Here is a 17,368-nt window from a genome sequence, read left to right as displayed (position 1 = left end):
AGCTAAAATAGTCTTAATACCAATCTCAGCAAGTGACTCTGATAAAACGCGATTTGGAATTGCGCAAATTGTTGGTTTGTGTCTAGAATTGATAGCAAGTGTTTGTTGGAATTGGTATTACTTACTATAATAAGTGATAAACTACTCTACGAGGGAAACTATGACTAAGTCTGAACTGATTGAGAGACTCTGCGCTGAGCAAACCCATCTTTCAGCGAAAGAGATTGAAGATGCTGTGAAAGACATTTTAGAGCATATGGCTTCGACACTAGAAACTGGCGATAGAATCGAAATTCGTGGATTCGGTAGTTTCTCTCTGCATTACCGCGAGCCTCGTGTAGGCCGAAACCCAAAAACGGGCGAGAAAGTAGAGCTGGAGGGCAAATACGTCCCTCACTTTAAACCAGGCAAGGAATTACGAGAGCGCGTTAACCTCGACTAATTTCAAAATACTTATTATTGAGGCGGCATACGTAGTGTATGCCGCTTTTTTATGAAATGAAATTCTGAGATAGGCATGGTTTGTTCAAGGGTTTTACTGCATAATCGTATCGGCAGATATCGACTTAGGTGATAGAACATGAAAATTATAAAAATTGTTATCGTGCTGGCCCTATTTTTAATTGCACTGGCTTTAGGCTCTCAGAACCAGGAAGTAGTCAACTTTAACTACTTACTGGCACAAGGTGAGTTTCATCTTTCGACACTACTAGGTGTAGTGTTTGTGACTGGCTTTGTTTTGGCTTGGATTATCTTCGGTAGTTTACATCTACGTTCTCAAATGCAACTACGCAAGCTGAAAAAACAAGTGAAAAAACTTTCACCTCCAGAGAGTGAACCTCAACAGGTTAAAGCCCAATAAGTTGTATAGGTAGGCTTTTTACTCAATGTTAGAAATACTCTTCTTGTTACTACCAATCGCAGCAGCATACGGTTGGTATATGGGTAATCGCAGTGCCCAGCAAGACAAGCAGAAGCACTCCAACCAAATCTCTCGTCAGTATGTGACGGGTCTTAACCTGCTATTGTCCGATCAATCGGATAAAGCGGTAGACCACTTTATCGAACTTCTTCAGGTCGACAACGAAACGATAGATACACATTTGGCCTTAGGTAACCTTTTCCGTTCTCGTGGAGAAGTCGATCGCGCCATCCGTATTCACCAGAATTTAATTTCTCGTTCTGGGCTGACCATAGACCAAAAAAACATAGCTCTTCAGCAACTAGCTAAGGATTACATGGCATCGGGTTTTCTTGACCGCGCTGAGAAAATCTTTGAGCAGCTTGTTGATGAGCCTGAACACCGTGAAGCTGCATTGCAACAGTTAGTGTCGATCTACCAACAAACACGGGAATGGGGCAAAGCGATCCAATACGCGACCCAGTTGGTAAAATTAGGTAGAAAACGTATGCGTACAAGCATCGCACATTTTTGGTGTGAGCTTGCAATGCAAGAAAAAGCGGACGGTGATAATAGTCGAGCGATTCAGCACTTTAAGCGCGCACTGTCTGAAGACCCAAAATGTGTTCGTGCCAGCATCGCCCTAGGTAAGCTCTATCTTGAGGTTGAAGATTATGCTCAGACCATTAAGTACATGGAGATGGTGATTGAGCAGGACATCGACTTTATTAGCGAAGTACTCCCAACATTGGCAGACTGTTACCATCATTTAGGGCAGGAAGAGGAGTTACTGGACTTTTTACGCCAATGTATTGTCTCCAAGGCTGGCGTCTCGGCAGAGCTCATGCTTGCTCAAATGGTTGCTCAACATGAAGGTTCTGGTTCTGCGCAGGAGCTACTCACTCGTCAGCTCGTTAAAAATCCAACCATGAAAGGTTTTTATCGTTTGATGGATTATCATTTGGCCGACGCGGAAGAAGGCCGAGCAAAAGCGAGTTTGCAGACGTTGCAAAAACTGGTGGGAGAGCAGTTAAAAGTTAAACCTCATTACCGATGTCGTAAGTGTGGTTTCTCTACCCATTCAATGTACTGGCATTGTCCATCATGTAAAGGTTGGGGAACCATCAAGCCAATTAGAGGCCTTGATGGTGAATAAGAAATTCGATTGGGGATTCCAATCAAGAAAATAGCAGCGGTGATCCCGCTGCTTTTTTTAGGCATGTAATTAGTTAGTAGGAGATGAAATGATTGACCAAAAAGTTATTGTTGCACTGGATTACGACAATCAAGCTGACGCCCTTACTTTCGTAGACAGAATTGATCCAAGCTCTTGTCGATTGAAAGTTGGTAAAGAAATGTTCACGCTGTTTGGTCCTGATTTCGTTAAAGAGCTACACAAGCGCGGCTTTTCAGTATTCCTGGATCTAAAATTCCATGATATTCCGAACACATGCTCGAAAGCAGTGCGAGCAGCCGCGGAGCTTGGTGTATGGATGGTGAATGTTCATGCGAGTGGAGGGGAGCGCATGATGGCGGCTTCACGCGATATCCTAGAGCCATATGGTAAAGACCGCCCGTTACTGATTGGTGTGACTGTGTTAACCAGCATGGAGCAAAGTGATCTTACCGGCATCGGACTCAACGTTGAGCCAAAAGAGCAAGTTATTCGTCTAGCAACATTGACCAAAAACTCTGGGTTGGATGGGGTTGTGTGCTCTGCTCAAGAGTCTTCAATGCTGAAGAGTGAGTTAGGGCGTGAGTTCAAGTTGATTACACCAGGCATCCGTCCAGCAGGGGCTGCTGTAGGGGATCAGAAACGCATCATGACGCCAGTCGATGCAATTCAAGCAGGTTCAGATTATTTAGTTATCGGTCGTCCAATTACTCAAGCTGCGGATCCTGACAAAGTCTTGATGGATATCAACCAGTCACTCAGTATCTAGAGTTTTGTAAATCGCCAGTTTGACTGGCGATTTTTTTTCGTTACAGGTACAACCTCTCGATATTATAAACATTCATGCTAGTTATTAGTCTGCTTTTCGTTTAGCTTGGATTTAGTGACTATAATGAACCTCTAAACAAGGAGTTGGTTATGACTGATACATTATCGGCGTCAGTTGGCGCTAGCGAAGCTTTGACTGATGCAGCAACCAAAAAAGTAACACCAGCAGATGTGGCTAAGGTGAAAGCGGAGGTTTTAAAGCGCATCGAACAATCCACTCACTTATCTCAGGGCTTCCGTCTGGTGAACCAAGCGGATTATCAGTCTGGTCTCGCAGAGCTCAAAGCCAAATTGAAATCGAAGAGCTTCCAACGAACTGAAGAAGGCAAGATGTGTAAGCTGATGCTCGACATATTGACCGATGATGCTCATCTTGCGGAATATCTAGACGAAGATTTGTCCCAGTATTTAGTGACCAATGATGCAGGGAAGAAAGTACTCGATACAAGCGCGATGGATTTTAAGGCTAAAAATCAGGTTGCCAATGCTAAGTTAAAGCGCAAGCAGCTGTTCCTTATGTTCAAAGAGATCATTCAAGCTCAGGTCGAATTGAATACCTTTGCTCAAAGATTGAAAGTGGCGTTTGGTGCTGAAATCAGCTTTCCTCCCGGTGCTTACGGCGGTATTAAGAGCTACAGTGGAGCCTTGGCAAAAATTACCACCCGAGAGCGTACTAACGATGTTGGCGACTTAAAGGACTGTGCTCGTATTACAGTGAAAGTAAAAAGCTTTAGAGACCTTCAGGGGGCGAAACTGTTCATCTGCCGTACTGAGGAGTTCAGGGCTGTTGCTCAATATCAAAAAGCATTGAAAGACCGTTACCAGCTCGCTAAATCGGGCTCTAATTTAGAGCGATTTAATGTCGAGGCCGATGGCAGTGGCTATAAGGATATCAAGTTCTTTCTTAAGATGAGTAACGGCCAAATCGCTGAACTACAGCTCAATATCCCGGGTATGCTGGTTGCGAAGAAAAAAGCACACATTATCTATGATATCGCACGGACCAATCAGGAAGCATTTGACTCCAGAGCCGAGTTTCAGGTCGCTAGCCAAGAAGTTCTCGATAAAGTAAAAGAGAAGATGAACTATGACTGGTTTGGCTTTATTCGCTCAAAACTGTCAGGTGTCGACAGCGATGCTAACTGCATTGAATCTATGATTGAAGTTTTACGCAGCAAAGGGAGTTTGGTGATTGGTGCCAATGAAGCAGAGGCACTCAATCGAGTGAGTAAGAAGTTGTATGCTGCTGGGTTGGGCAATGCACTTTTGGACCCGAGTCCCGCCTCCAAATAAATAATCTAAGCAAAAGAAAGGATGCCAATTTGGCATCCTTTTTAATATTTAGTGCAGAGTGGTTAGTTTTTAAGGGGAGTACCGCTGTGGAATTTAAAGTCGCTATCAGGACTGGTGATTAAGTCGGCTTCGAGTTGACCAAAGTAAGCGACTCTATGTGAGATATCTTCGCCAGCGATCTCTTCAGCAAGGCTTAAGTAGTCCTGATAATGGCGTGCTTCCGAACGAAGCAGCGAGATATAGAATTTAGCAATATCTTCATCCATATGAGGAGCGAGCTTTGCAAAGCGTTCACAGGAACGTGCTTCAATGTATGCTCCAATGATCAATTTGTCTATGAGTGTTTGCGGTTCGTGAGTTGCCATACTTGCAAGTAGCCCTTTTGCGTAGCGGCTCGCTTGTACAGGTTTGTAGGCAATGCCTCGGCTATCCATAATTTCCAAAACCTGATAGAAGTGATGTAACTCTTCTTTGATTAGCAACACCATTTTGTCTATCAAGTCCTGACTATAAGGCGAATCAGATTTGGCCATGATCGCTTTCGAAATATTGCTTTTACCCTTGAGAGTTTCCAAGCTGCCTGTTTTTCTATAAGCGAAATCTTCGTAGGGCTTAAACCAGTTCAGCAAGTTGTGAGCGCTGCTTTTGTCTACCGCATACTTACGAATTAAATACATCGCCGACTGGCCAGCCTTAAGCTCACACAACAAATGATCGATAAGAACGGTTTTTAGGTTATCTGGTTTACTGGCTTCGGTGATCCACTCTTCCGGTGTGGCACACTGAAGAAAACTGTTGATTGGTTCCAGTAAGGTGTCGTAGCTTTTCAAATCGATCATGATGTTATTCAATAAATAGAAAAGGCCGCATAAGCGACCTTTTGGAAACGGACTGAGTGGATTATATTACCATTTTTTCTTTTCGCCAAAGAGCTCGTCCATATCATTTTTGCGTTGGTCTTCTTCAATCTGATGAAGCTCTTCTGCATTTTTAGATTGGCGTTTCTGCTCTAGGTCATCGTACATTTCTTGGAGCTTTTCTCTGGCTTGATTCGAGTAATTATCGTTTTTATTGCTCAGTGCATCGAGGCCTTTACGCAATAACTGAATCGCAGTGCCAGGTTGACCACGAACAATGGCATCATTAGCGCGTTTAATTACGTTCTCGATGTTAATACGAATCTGAATGGTCTCTAGACGAGCGTTTTCAGCAACATAAGCTTGAGTCTCAAATCGGCCTTTATTATGTTCACTACGAATAGTGTCACGTAAGCGCTTAACCAGCTTCAACATCACAATTGCTTGCTTGTCGCTACTTGGCGTCTTGAACGAGGTGCTCTCGCCACCTTTTTTGTCGCTCTTTAATTGCTGTATTTGCTGCTTAACATGTTCAACGCGTTGTTCCAGCTGCTTATTCTTTGGATCCAGCTCAAACATGCTTTCGACAGCGTCAAGAATTCGAGTATTCAGACAAACCAGTAGTTCTTTGCTGTACGGCATGTGGTGTGCGTGGCCAATCAGCTCTTCTGTCGCATCGATGATGGCGAGGTATCTGGCACCTTCTTGCTTTCTTGCTGTTTCAACTTTGACTTTGTACTGGAGCATGATGTTATAGCCAAGCACTAACACCAGTAAGATGGCAACTAAAGCTATGATTAACCCAATATTCATAAATTCCGTATCTTATGTTTTGTTGGCTAGCGAGTAAGGATACACGATTCTTAAGAACCACTGCACCTATTTTGTATTATTACGTTTCCATGGCTAATTATTAACGAAAACTCTGATCTATGGGTAATTTTTGAGTTATTGCTTACAAAAAAGTCATCCAAATCAGAAATTACTCTTTATAAAGTACCCAAATAGTCAATTGTGCTATCAATTTTAACCAAGAGGCGTTATAACTAAATATTATAAACTATATTTGCTCAGAATGGGGCGTCGAGTAAGGGATTACGGGGTCGAGAATGAAGTTACAACAACTGAAGTATATTGTTGAGGTAGTTAACCACAATCTGAATGTATCTGCTACTGCCGAGAGTTTATACACCTCTCAACCTGGCATCAGTAAGCAGGTTCGTTTGCTTGAAGATGAGCTTGGCATTCAGATTTTTGAGCGAAGTGGTAAACACCTGACTCAAGTGACTTCAGCGGGCGAAGATATTATCCGCATTTCTCAGGAAATTCTTGCACGTGTTGAAAGTATTAAAGCGGTTGCTGGAGAGCACACGCATCCTGAAATGGGAACCTTGAATATATCGACCACCCATACTCAAGCACGTTATGCGTTGCCAGACGTAATTAAAGGCTTTACCGCTCGATATCCTAAAGTGTCGCTTCACATGCATCAAGGTACGCCGACACAGATGTCTGAAGCGATAGCTAAGGGAACGGCAAATTTTGCGATTGCGACGGAAGCTCTGCATTTGTATCAAGATGCCATCATGCTGCCTTGTTATCACTGGAATCGTTCAATTGTTGTACCCAAAGAGCACCCTTTGGCTCAGAAAGGTAAAATCTCAATTGAAGATCTCGCCTCTTATCCGTTGGTTACATACGTGTTCGGCTTTACCGGACGTTCAGAATTGGATACAGCCTTCAATAAGGTCGGCTTGACGCCACGAGTAGTTTTCACTGCGACAGACGCCGATGTGATTAAGACCTATGTTCGTATGGGGATTGGGGTTGGCGTGATTGCTAGCATGGCTATCGATAAAGAGCAGGATGAAGATTTAGTTGCGATCGACGCTAGCCATATTTTCGGTGCGAGTACGACCAGCATTGGTTTCCGCCGAGGCACTTTCCTTCGCTCGTACATGTTCGATTTTATGGAACGATTTGCTCCGCATTTGACTCGTCCAGTCGTTGAGCAAGCTCTCTCTCTGAAGTCGAGCGCGGAAATTGAAGAAATGTTTAAAGATATTGAACTACCGGTACGCTAGAAACTTTCTTCTCACCTTGCTTCCCTCTAGAATAAACCCTTGCCAGGGGGAAGCATGCAAGACACATTTCAACAACTCGATTCATTTCTCTTATCTCATCAGAAATTTTGGCGCTTTGAGCCCTTCTTTTCTAGCTATGATGATCAATTACCTTGGCAAGCTGAACACCCTCAGTTGTGCCAATGGCTTACTGAACTTTGCCCTCAACAAATTGAAGAGTTGAAATCTGCCCCCGAGCAACTCCATAAAGCCCTTGAGCAATTTATCCCTGCTCTATCTATCGTTCATGACCTCACTCAGCTCACCAGCTCTACTTTATACGGTTTGCAATTGGAACGAGGTATTGAGACAGGAGTTCCGGGTAGGAAGCTTGAACAGATTGTGTCGATGGGGGAAGCAGCGTTACGCTCTCATCAAGGCAGTGAATGGCTTGAATGGTGCTCAGGTAAAGGCTTCTTGGGCCGTATACTTGCCAGTCAAAGTCAGCAGCCAGTGACCAGTTTCGAGTTTCAACAAATGTTGTGTGATTCGGGTCAGCAAGAAGCGGATAAACAGAACTTACCCATGAGGTTTGTCCAAGGAGATGCGCTTTCCGCTGACGCAAAGCAAGCACTTAACCCTAAACAGCATGCGGTTGCATTACATGCATGCGGCGATTTGCATGTTTCTTTGATTGAAAAGGCAGTTTCGGTTGGATTGCCAGCATTAAGCATCTCGCCTTGTTGTTACCACCTTATCCAACAGGATAAGTATTGCCCTTTGTCTAAGCTTGCTTGTTCGTCAGCACTTAAGCTAACAAAGCCAGAGCTGCGTATACCACTTCAGGAAACCGTTACAGGTGGTGAGCGAGTTAAACGGCATCGCTTTCTCGAAATGAGCTACCGGCTCGGTTTGGACCTGCTATTGAAAGAAGTCGGTGGTCATCAAGATTACATACCAGTACCAAGTGTTAAAAAGTCCTTGTTGGCCGATGGATTCGGCGCTTTTTGCCAATGGGCGGCCGATCAGAAACAGCTGGATTTGCCAACGAATGTGTCGTTCGCGGAATTTGAAGCGAAAGGTGAACAACGTTATTGGAAAATGGAGAGGCTAAGCCTTGTTCAACAACAGTTTCGTCGCAGTCTGGAAATGTGGTTGGTACTAGATAAGGCTTTGTATCTTGCAGAGCATGGTTACCAAGTATCTGTTGAAGCTTTTTGTGCTAAAAAAATTACGCCGAGAAATATCCTGATTCAGGCGATTAAAAATTAGCCGTATACACACCTCTAAGTTTGTTGATTAATTGTTAAAACTCCCTTCCAATTTTTCTAAGTTATTGGTAATAATGAATGATGTGCACAGAAAATGTGCAACTCAATCAATAATTATATAAACACTAACCGCACACAACATCACATCAATAATGCTGTAATCAAGGAGTCGAGATGAAAGCAGGAAAAGTTATTGCTACCGCTGTATTGGCAGGAGCAGCACTACTGTCATCAACAAGCATCATGGCGAAGACAGCCAAAGTAGCTGTATCACAGATCGTTGAGCACCCGGCACTGGATGCCACTCGCCAGGGGCTTATTGATGGCTTGAAATCAAAGGGCTATGAACAAGGAAAAAATCTCGAGTTTGACTACAAAACGGCCCAAGGCAACCCTGCGATTGCCGTACAGATTGCTCGCCAGTTTGTCGGTGAAAAGCCTGACGTTCTAGTTGGTATTGCTACTCCGACTGCACAAGCTTTAGTATCAGCAACGCGCTCAATTCCTGTTGTATTCACGGCCGTTACGGACCCGGTAGGCGCTAAATTAGTAAAGAGCATGGAGAAACCAGGAAAGAACGTCACGGGCTTATCTGATCTTTCCCCAGTGAGTCAACATGTCGAACTGATTAAGGAAATCATGCCAGATGTGAAATCCATCGGTGTTGTGTTTAACCCTGGAGAAGCGAATGCTGTCACTTTAGTGGAACTACTCAAAGAGAGTGCAAAAGCGCAGGGTATTGAAATTGTAGAAGCTACGGCGCTAAAGAGTGCTGATGTCCAGTCTGCGACTCAGGCAATTGCGGAGAAGTCTGATGTGATTTATGCACCGACAGATAATACTGTTGCCAGTGCGATTGAAGGTATGATTGTAGCGGCGAATCAGGCCAAGACACCTGTTCTGGGTGGTGCGACTTCATATGTTGAAAAAGGCGCGATTGCTAGCTTAGGTTTTGATTACTATCAAGTTGGCGTTCAGACAGCAGACTATGTTGCGGCGATTCTTGAAGGTTCGGCGCCAGGTTTATTAGACGTTAAAGTTGCCAAAGGGTCTGATTTAGTCGTTAATGAGACGGCGGCGAAAAAGCTGGGTGTGACGATTCCAGCATCAGTACTTGATCGCGCAACTAGCGTTAAGTAACCCAAAAAGAGAACGCGCTATGCGTTCTTTTTTTTAAGGCAGAAAAGGGAGTTGTTATGTCTGCTTTTGCTTTTTTTGGTGCGCTTGAGATTGGCCTGCTTTACGGGTTAGTGGCATTGGGCGTTTACCTGACTTTTCGGGTATTGGATTTCCCCGACCTCAGTGTTGACGGCAGTTTCCCTATGGGAGCCGCTGTGGCTGCGACGGCAATCGTTGCGGGTATCAACCCTTGGGTTGCAACCGCAATGGCTATCTTAGCGGGAGCGGCAACCGGCTGGGTGACGGCTTTTCTAGCGGTTAGGTGTGGGATCCTTCACCTTCTCGCCTCCATTCTTACCATGATCGCTGCATTCTCGATCAACATTCGCATTATGGGTCGCCCGAATATGGCCTTATTAGGGGAAGAAACGATTCTGACTCCATTTGAAGCAATTGGTGACCCGATGCTAATGCGCCCATTGTTGGTTGGGATACTCGTGCTCGTTTCGGCATGGTTTGTTGTTAGGCTCCTTAACAGTGATTTTGGCTTAGGTTTACGTGCAACGGGTGTTAATGCGCGTATGGTATCCGCACAAGGTGGCAGTACGTCCTTTTACACTTATTTTGGTCTTGCTCTATCGAATGGCTTTGTTGGTTTTGCTGGTGCTCTATTTGCCCAGACTAACAGCTTTGCAGATGTGACTTCTGGAGTGGGTACTATTGTTGTTGGTCTTGCTGCAGTTATCTTGGGGCAGACGCTCATTCCTGGGAGAAAGATATGGGTGGCTGTGCTGGCTGTTATTGTAGGCTCTGTGCTATATCGACTTGCTGTGGCATTTGCATTAAGTACAGGAATGTTTGGTCTACAAGCCTCTGATCTTAACTTGGTTACAGCGATTCTGGTAGCAATTGCGCTGATTGCGCCGAAGCTAAAAGGAAACTTCAAATCAAAAAAGCCTAGTTCACCTGCTCAGAACAAAGTCATATCTAAGCAGGTAGAAAAATCAGGAGATGCAGCATGATTCAGCTTGAGAACATTCAAGTCACTTTTAATCCTGGAACCATTCTTGAAAATCCAGCCCTGAAAGGTGTTTCACTGGAAGTCCCTGAACATCAATTTTTGACGGTTATTGGCTCTAATGGCGCCGGTAAGTCAACATTGTTAGGGGCTGTGACGGGTGAAACGCCAATGGTGGGCGGACGAGTTGTCATTAATGAGTTGGATGTCACACGGCAAACTGTTGATCAAAGAGCGCGTCAATGTGCCCGAGTATTCCAGGACCCACTGGCGGGAACCTGCGGTGATCTTACGATAGAAGAAAACATGGCTTTAGCTTATATGCGCGGAAAAAAGCGCGGCTGGAGTCTGTCTTTATCAAGTAAGCGTCGCAAACTGTTTCAAGAGCGTATCAGCATTCTTGGGCTAGGGCTGGAAGACCGTTTAGGTGACAACATCGGCCTGCTATCGGGTGGTCAGCGTCAGGCTGTAAGCCTAGTGATGGCAACGCTATCTGATAGCAAGCTGCTACTACTTGATGAGCATACTGCCGCACTTGATCCAAGAATGGCGGCATTCATCATTGATTTGACAAAGAAAATTGTGACTGAATTTAATTTGACCGTGATGATGGTGACACACTCAATGAAGGATGCGCTAGCGTGTGGTGATCGCACCGTGATGCTCCATCAGGGAGAGATTGTGCTTGATGTGGCTGGTGAGCAAAGAGCGAATATGCAAGTGCCAGATTTACTAGAGATGTTCTCTAAAGTAAGAGGAGAGGAACTGGCGGACGATAGCCTTCTCCTTAACTGATAAGTGGAAGTTAACGATACCTTAACCTTATTGCTTTGAGTTCTAACAAGTTTCTATCTAAAGCCCATTTTGTAGATTATCCTATGAATGGGCTTTATTAATTTGCAAGGCACTCCCCCTAATGAAGGTGAAAGGGCATTTCAGTCTTAAGTTTGTTATTTTTGTTCCCGCAGTGATCGCTGCCATATTGCTTGCTCTCACGATAAAAAACTATCTAGATGCGGTCAATCGCGATATCGATGATGAATATCAGCGCATCGAAACTTCTCTTGAACGGGCAACAAAAGTGGTTACTGCGCTGGATTACAGCTTCAGTAATTACTACAAGTCAGGTACTGGCCTTTTACTGGAGCACAACAGGAAGATTGAAGACGGCTTATGTAAAATGTGGCCGATTGACGCCCTCCTTTTGGCAGAGAACAAAACACTCGACATTCCTTCAGTCGACATCAGTTATATGCTGGTGGGTGACAAGTCTTTGTGTCAGCAGGAAAGTGCGCTGTACCAAGATGTGACTGATCATGTTTCTATGGCACCATTACTTTCGTTCTTGCACGATATTGATGCTTTTTTGTTTGGTATTCACTACGTCGACTTCGACGGGTTCATCATGTCTTCTCCAGATACGCTTGCTAAAAGAATCACCAAGCCTTTATTGGATAATGCTTTGATTCGCGCGCGAGGTTTGTTTCGAGAGCCAGGTAGTCGTAAAGACTTTATTGCGATTTATGGTCCTGAAACATTAAGCATGCCCGAGCTAAAGCTTTTGAATTTAAGTGCCCCTGTTTATAGCTCGACTCAGCAAGAAGGCGTTTTGACGCTTCAAGTCGATGTTAATCAATTACTTGCGTCAGAATCTAAGCTGGCCAGCGCTATTCACCTGATCAATGTCCATAATTCTCAGCCGACGGACAATGCGGTAAGAGAGTATATGTTGGGTATTAACGGTATTGTTTCCAACCATATGCTTTATTACGAACTTGATATGCAAGCTGAAATTAAAAACTTCTTTCTGTTCGAGAAGTACAGCTTAGTTGTGACGCTTTGCTTATACATACTGCTCGTTACTGTACTGTTTTATGTGAATACGCACGTTGAAAGAAGTTACTTTAGAGATCTAGCTGCGAGAGACCCAATGACAGGATTACTTAATCGACGTGGAATGGAAGCCTTCCTTAGAAACACAACTCATAGTGAGTATCTTGCGCTTTCCGTGCTGGATATTGATAACTTTAAATCGATCAATGACGCTTATGGTCATGATGTCGGCGACGATGCGATCTGTTTCATGGCTGAGCAAATTGAAAAGAGTATTCGAGACAGTGATGCTGTAGCTCGTTTTGGGGGCGAAGAGTTCGTGGTTTATCTTCGTGGTCGAGACGTTGAAAAGATGCGTATGACGATGGAGCGTGTACGCGAGGCAATTGGTCGGTATTCTGCAAATGTTGTAGAGGGTGGGTTTACGGTCTCGGGGGGAGTAGAGATAGTTAAATCTGAAGAAAACAGCGACTTTGAAAGTCTATTCAAAGCCGCGGATGAAAAGCTCTATGAGGCCAAAAATAGTGGTAAAAACAGGTTGGTGTTTTAGGCCACATATAACTGAGTTTGGTATTCCTTAATACGTTCTACAATCGGCTCAGCCTTGTTAAAGGTACGAATTTCACGAAAGAGCTCATTGGCTTCAGGGTACTCATGACGTAAGTAGGAGAACCATTGCTTGACTCGATTTGGGTAGTAGAGGCCTTTATCGCCTTTCATTTCGTATTGCGAGTAAAGTAGCAGCAGTTTGACCACTTCTGTCCAAGGCATCACGGTGTGATTATGCTTAACTACATTGCCCAAGTTAGGCACATTGAACGCGCCACGGCATACCATTAGAGAGTCGACACCCGTGGTTTCGATACAGGCTTGACCATCATCGAAGTTCCAAATCTCGCCATTCGCAATTAATGGGATAGTAAAGCGCTGACGAATCTGGTTGATATAGTCCCACTTAATTTCGCTGGCCTTATAACCCCCCGTTTTTGTGCGTGCGTGAACAGTGAGTTCGTCTGCACCAGCGCTTTGAATAGCATCTACGATCTCGAAACAGTCTTCTGGGTTATCCCAACCAAGGCGAATTTTGGCTGTGAGTGGAGTACCTTCTGGTACGGCTTCACGACAGGCTTTGACCACGCGATGAATAAGCTCAGGATGCTGAAGTAGTGCAGCTCCGCCCTTACTTTTGTTTACTAGCTTTGCTGGGCAACCGAAGTTGATATCAACGCCTTTCGCTCCCAGTTCAGCTGCGCGAACCGCATTTTCAGCCATCCAATGAGGGTCTTGTCCTAACAGCTGGATATGAACTGGGACACCGGATTTGGTGTGTGAGCCTTGTTTTAGCTCTGGGCAGAGGCGATAGAATACGTGTTCTGGCAATAACTGATCGACCACGCGAACGAATTCTGTGACACACAGATCATAGTCGTTGATGTCAGTTAATATCTCTCGCATCAAATGGTCTAAAACGCCCTCCATAGGGCCCAGAACAACTCGCATAAAAAACGCCTCCTAATTCGGAGGCGTGATTTTAGTGACTTCATTACGAGATGTCTAACAACTAGGCGTTATTTCTTCCGACCGCCTTCTCAATGACTCCAGTTAAGGGTGAGTAGCGCAACATCGGGAACTCTTCATCTTCGTCATAGCCGCTGGTGTAGTAATACGTGCACTCATTGTTGGCGGTATACCAAGCGACAATATCGGTATCGGAAGGCAATATGGTAGAAGTCAGTGGCCTGATTGTTAAATCCACCTGCATCAGTGCATTCCACATTGCGACACAATCTTCCCCTCGGATAGGCCCTAAAGCGGGATCAGAAGGCTCATGATTGACAGACATAGGGAAGCCCAGTGCAGAAGGGTATATGTCTTCAATCCCATAATCGACGTGACTGGTAGGTTCACCTTCTGTCAGCCATTTCGCTTGATAGAGCTGAATGGCATTGGCAAAACTGGCAAACGCAGCGTCGGCCCTCGAAACATGAGCATCACGTTGGTAATTCAAAAATCTGGGGGCGGCGGTGACGGCAAGCACGCCGAGAATAACAATCACGACCACCAGTTCGATCAGCGTAAAGCCGCTGGGTTTGTGCTTTTTCATGATTAACCCGACTGCATCAAAATAGGTTGCTAAAACTATAATCGACGGGATTTTGCATTCATCACTCTAATTCTCAAAGTGAAATAAGTCATTGAATTGAATATTTACTCCATTTAGGTCTAAGTGTGTTGAACGAAATGAACGACTTCTCAAAAATGAACCAATTGAGCCGTCTATGTTCCTTATCAAGACTTGGGTGACCCAAAGCGGCGCATAGGGTTATAATGGCGCGAGAATCTAGCAACACTGAATCAGATAATGACTTATCAACTACTGACACTTGAACCATCCCAAACTGAAGAATCTGCACTGTATCTTGAAGGGATCACTTTGGCCGCAAACTTGGCGACAAAGCCTCTCGCACCAGAAAGTTGGTTGCCTAGCCTTTTTTCCGAGCAAGCACAGTCTGTTAAGGCGGAGGTTGAAGGTCATATAAATCAGCAATACAGCTATTTAAAGCGCAATGAATATTCTTTGTTGTCTTTGCTTAATGAAGAGCAGCGTGGCGAACAGCTCGCTGATTTCGCTGAAGGTTTTATGATGCTCTGGCCTACCATCGAAGAGCAATGGGCGGAAACGTCTATCGGTGATGGGACATTACGCATGCTACAAGCTTTGCTAACCACAATGATGTTGGCAATCGATGAAGAGCAGACTCAAGCACAAATGAAAGAGGCAGGTATCGAAAAGCCACCGGCACTAAATGACTTTCTTGGTCAGCTGGATTTGATGATTAATGAAGTCGCACAAGCGGCAGATGAAGCAATGGTTGGTGCCAAAGCACAAAGTGTAAATCCATTTAAAGATATCGGGCGTAACGACAATTGCCCGTGTGGTAGTGGTAAAAAATTCAAACAGTGTTGCGGTCAGTAGAACAAAGTTAACGTTACCCGGTCAAAACAGTATCGAAACCGAGGTATAACGTCGTATTCGCGACGAAATAGGATGATAAAGAATGAAGAAATTAGCCGCGTTGTTTTTCCTTAGCTTCTCCGTCATCGCAGCGCCCAAAGATGAATTGAGCCAGCGACTGCAACTGACTGACGGGTTTAGTGCGGATTTTTCACAGCAGTTGATCAGCCCGGAAGGGGAAATGTTGACGGAAGGTGAAGGCAAAGTCGAAATTGCGCGTCCAAGCTTGTTCCGTTGGACTACCACGTCACCAGATGAGAATGTCTTGGTGTCAGATGGTGAATCTCTTTGGTACTACAGCCCTTTCATCGAACAAGTTAGCATTTACTGGCAGGAACAAGCTACAGAACAAACCCCTTTTGTTCTGCTGACTCGTAACCGAGCCAGCGATTGGGAAAACTACAAAGTGTCACAGCAAGGCGATGTGTTTACATTGGTACCGACCGCAGTGGACACCAATCAGGGACAGTTTAAGCTAGAGATTGATAGTAAAGGTGCGGTGAAGGGCTTTAGTGTGATAGAGCAAGATGGCCAAAAAAGTACCTTCAAGTTTAATAACATCAAACTGGCTAAACCAAGTGCCGATCGCTTTACCTTTACCATTCCTGAAGGGGTAGAGGTCGACGACCAAAGGAATTAATAGTGAGCAACTATTCATTGGACTTTTCAGGGGACGAAGATTTTCGTCCCCTTGCTGCTAGAATGCGCCCAGAAACGCTAGACCAATACATCGGTCAGCAACATATTCTTGGGCTAGGTAAACCCCTGCGCCGTGCGCTGGAGGCAGGGCATATTCATTCGATGATTCTTTGGGGGCCGCCTGGAACCGGAAAAACAACTCTGGCTGAAGTTGCGGCAAATTATGCCAATGCGGAAGTTGAGCGAGTTTCTGCGGTGACCTCTGGCGTCAAAGACATTCGTGCAGCGATTGATAAAGCTCGTGAAAACAAATTGACGGGTCGAAGAACGATTTTGTTTGTTGATGAGGTTCATCGCTTTAACAAATCCCAACAAGATGCGTTTCTCCCTCATATTGAAGATGGCACCGTGACTTTTATTGGCGCGACAACGGAGAATCCCTCCTTTGAGCTTAACAATGCTTTGCTGTCGCGTGCTCGAGTTTACAAACTCACCTCTTTAGCTCAGCAAGATATTCGTCTGGCGTTAGAGCAAGCAATCAGTGATGCTGAGCGTGGATTAGGTCAGTTTGAAGCCCACTTCGTCGATAACGTATTGGATCGCTTATCTGAGTTAGTGAATGGTGATGCACGCATGTCACTTAACTATCTTGAGCTGCTGTATGACATGGCGCAAGAGGATGATAAGGGCGTTAAGCAAATCACGTTAGAGCTCCTTGCTGAAATGGCTGGCGAAAAAGTGTCGCGCTTTGATAACAAAGGAGACATTTGGTACGACTTGATCTCAGCAGTGCATAAATCGATTCGTGGTTCGAATCCAGATGCGGCACTTTACTGGTCAGCACGTATGATTGCCGCAGGTTGTGACCCTTTGTATATCGCTCGCCGATTGTTAGCGATTGCATCTGAGGACATTGGTAATGCCGATCCGCGAGCAATGCAGGTCGCGCTGTCAGCGTGGGATTGCTTTACCAGAGTGGGCCCGGCAGAAGGTGAGAGAGCCATTGCCCAGGCTATTGTATATCTTGCTTGTGCACCTAAAAGTAATGCGGTTTATACCGCTTGGAAACAAGCCCTGCGTGATGCTCACAATCAACCTGAGTACGAAGTACCACCTCATCTTCACAATGCACCGACAAGTTTAATGAAAGATCTTGGTTATGGAGCGGAGTATCGTTACGCTCATGACGAACCCGGTGCTTACGCGGCTGGAGAGAAATATCTACCACCAGAAATGGGGGAGATTCGTTACTATTCTCCTACAAACCGAGGCTTAGAGGCGAAAATTGGCGAAAAGTTAGATTACTTGGCTAGTTTAGATGCAAAAAGCCCACAAAAGCGCTATGAATAAGCGTCT

The 17,368-nt window shown here is 44.9% G+C and carries 18 protein-coding genes; 14 read left to right on the top strand and 4 right to left on the bottom strand.

Going from position 1 to position 17,368, the window contains the following annotated elements; all coding sequences use genetic code 11:
• Nucleotides 1-160 precede the first annotated feature (160 nt).
• From ihfB to QMA41_RS05600, 5 genes are all read left to right on the top strand, one after another.
• A complete protein-coding gene (gene ihfB, locus QMA41_RS05620) occupies nucleotides 161-442 on the top strand; it encodes an integration host factor subunit beta (protein WP_006959336.1) in 282 nt (93 codons plus the stop codon).
• A gap of 138 nt (nucleotides 443-580) precedes the next feature.
• A complete protein-coding gene (locus QMA41_RS05615) occupies nucleotides 581-862 on the top strand; it encodes a lipopolysaccharide assembly protein LapA domain-containing protein (RefSeq protein WP_021457153.1) in 282 nt (93 codons plus the stop codon).
• 25 nt (nucleotides 863-887) lie between these two features.
• Nucleotides 888-2,057 carry a lipopolysaccharide assembly protein LapB gene (gene lapB / locus QMA41_RS05610; protein ID WP_019277887.1) on the top strand — a complete coding sequence of 390 codons (1,170 nt, stop codon included), beginning with the start codon at nucleotides 888-890 and terminating at the stop codon, nucleotides 2,055-2,057.
• Between the two features lie 88 nt (nucleotides 2,058-2,145).
• Entirely contained in the window at nucleotides 2,146-2,844 is a 699-nt protein-coding gene (pyrF, locus tag QMA41_RS05605; RefSeq protein WP_006959329.1) for an orotidine-5'-phosphate decarboxylase, read from the top strand.
• A 149-nt stretch (nucleotides 2,845-2,993) separates the two neighbouring features.
• A complete protein-coding gene (locus QMA41_RS05600) occupies nucleotides 2,994-4,196 on the top strand; it encodes a hypothetical protein (RefSeq protein WP_281629082.1) in 1,203 nt (400 codons plus the stop codon).
• Between the two features lie 62 nt (nucleotides 4,197-4,258).
• On the opposite strand, the gene QMA41_RS05595 is transcribed toward QMA41_RS05600, so the two are convergent.
• Together QMA41_RS05595 and QMA41_RS05590 are read right to left on the bottom strand one after the other, a co-directional pair.
• Entirely contained in the window at nucleotides 4,259-5,035 is a 777-nt protein-coding gene (locus QMA41_RS05595) for a tRNA isopentenyl-2-thiomethyl-A-37 hydroxylase MiaE (protein ID WP_281629081.1), read from the bottom strand.
• A 66-nt stretch (nucleotides 5,036-5,101) separates the two neighbouring features.
• Nucleotides 5,102-5,866: a hypothetical protein gene (locus tag QMA41_RS05590; RefSeq protein ID WP_019277891.1), complete on the bottom strand. Its 765-nt coding sequence runs from the start codon at nucleotides 5,864-5,866 to the stop codon at nucleotides 5,102-5,104.
• 296 nt (nucleotides 5,867-6,162) lie between these two features.
• On the opposite strand from QMA41_RS05590, the gene cysB reads away from it, so the two are divergent.
• The 6 genes from cysB (at nucleotide 6,163) to QMA41_RS05560 (ending at nucleotide 12,907) form a co-directional block, all read left to right on the top strand.
• Entirely contained in the window at nucleotides 6,163-7,137 is a 975-nt protein-coding gene (gene cysB / locus QMA41_RS05585) for an HTH-type transcriptional regulator CysB (RefSeq protein WP_019277892.1), read from the top strand.
• A 54-nt stretch (nucleotides 7,138-7,191) separates the two neighbouring features.
• Complete coding sequence (locus tag QMA41_RS05580; protein WP_281629080.1) at nucleotides 7,192-8,388, top strand: methyltransferase; 1,197 nt, start codon at nucleotides 7,192-7,194, stop codon at nucleotides 8,386-8,388.
• 173 nt (nucleotides 8,389-8,561) lie between these two features.
• Nucleotides 8,562-9,527, top strand: coding sequence for an ABC transporter substrate-binding protein (locus tag QMA41_RS05575; protein WP_281629079.1), 966 nt, complete (start codon nucleotides 8,562-8,564; stop codon nucleotides 9,525-9,527).
• Between the two features lie 56 nt (nucleotides 9,528-9,583).
• A complete protein-coding gene (locus QMA41_RS05570; RefSeq protein WP_006959316.1) occupies nucleotides 9,584-10,528 on the top strand; it encodes an ABC transporter permease in 945 nt (314 codons plus the stop codon).
• The gene (locus QMA41_RS05565; RefSeq protein WP_006959315.1) at nucleotides 10,525-11,319 is read left to right on the top strand and encodes an ABC transporter ATP-binding protein; all 795 of its coding nucleotides are present in this window, start codon (nucleotides 10,525-10,527) and stop codon (nucleotides 11,317-11,319) included. Before QMA41_RS05570 ends, QMA41_RS05565 begins: the two co-directional genes overlap by 4 nt.
• A gap of 121 nt (nucleotides 11,320-11,440) precedes the next feature.
• Nucleotides 11,441-12,907 carry a sensor domain-containing diguanylate cyclase gene (locus tag QMA41_RS05560; RefSeq protein ID WP_281629078.1) on the top strand — a complete coding sequence of 489 codons (1,467 nt, stop codon included), beginning with the start codon at nucleotides 11,441-11,443 and terminating at the stop codon, nucleotides 12,905-12,907.
• On the opposite strand, the gene dusC is transcribed toward QMA41_RS05560, so the two are convergent.
• Both dusC and QMA41_RS05550 read right to left on the bottom strand, forming a co-directional pair.
• The gene (gene dusC, locus QMA41_RS05555; protein WP_065740486.1) at nucleotides 12,904-13,857 is read right to left on the bottom strand and encodes a tRNA dihydrouridine(16) synthase DusC; all 954 of its coding nucleotides are present in this window, start codon (nucleotides 13,855-13,857) and stop codon (nucleotides 12,904-12,906) included. The two genes, QMA41_RS05560 and dusC, sit on opposite strands and share 4 nt — an antisense overlap.
• A gap of 61 nt (nucleotides 13,858-13,918) precedes the next feature.
• Nucleotides 13,919-14,461 carry a prepilin-type N-terminal cleavage/methylation domain-containing protein gene (locus tag QMA41_RS05550; RefSeq protein WP_281629077.1) on the bottom strand — a complete coding sequence of 181 codons (543 nt, stop codon included), beginning with the start codon at nucleotides 14,459-14,461 and terminating at the stop codon, nucleotides 13,919-13,921.
• A gap of 258 nt (nucleotides 14,462-14,719) precedes the next feature.
• Here QMA41_RS05550 and QMA41_RS05545 point away from each other — a divergent pair, with 258 nt between their 5' ends.
• The 3 genes from QMA41_RS05545 (at nucleotide 14,720) to QMA41_RS05535 (ending at nucleotide 17,362) form a co-directional block, all read left to right on the top strand.
• A complete protein-coding gene (locus tag QMA41_RS05545) occupies nucleotides 14,720-15,334 on the top strand; it encodes a YecA family protein (protein WP_281629076.1) in 615 nt (204 codons plus the stop codon).
• An 82-nt stretch (nucleotides 15,335-15,416) separates the two neighbouring features.
• The gene (lolA, locus tag QMA41_RS05540) at nucleotides 15,417-16,013 is read left to right on the top strand and encodes an outer membrane lipoprotein chaperone LolA (RefSeq protein ID WP_281629075.1); all 597 of its coding nucleotides are present in this window, start codon (nucleotides 15,417-15,419) and stop codon (nucleotides 16,011-16,013) included.
• A gap of 2 nt (nucleotides 16,014-16,015) precedes the next feature.
• Nucleotides 16,016-17,362, top strand: coding sequence for a replication-associated recombination protein A (locus QMA41_RS05535; protein WP_281629074.1), 1,347 nt, complete (start codon nucleotides 16,016-16,018; stop codon nucleotides 17,360-17,362).
• Nucleotides 17,363-17,368: the final 6 nt, after the last annotated feature.

Origin of the sequence: Vibrio sp. St2, from assembly GCF_947311885.1 — a bacterium.
GTDB classification, from domain to species: Bacteria; Pseudomonadota; Gammaproteobacteria; order Enterobacterales; family Vibrionaceae; genus Vibrio; species Vibrio coralliilyticus.
This window is presented reverse-complemented; position numbering and strand designations above follow the sequence as displayed.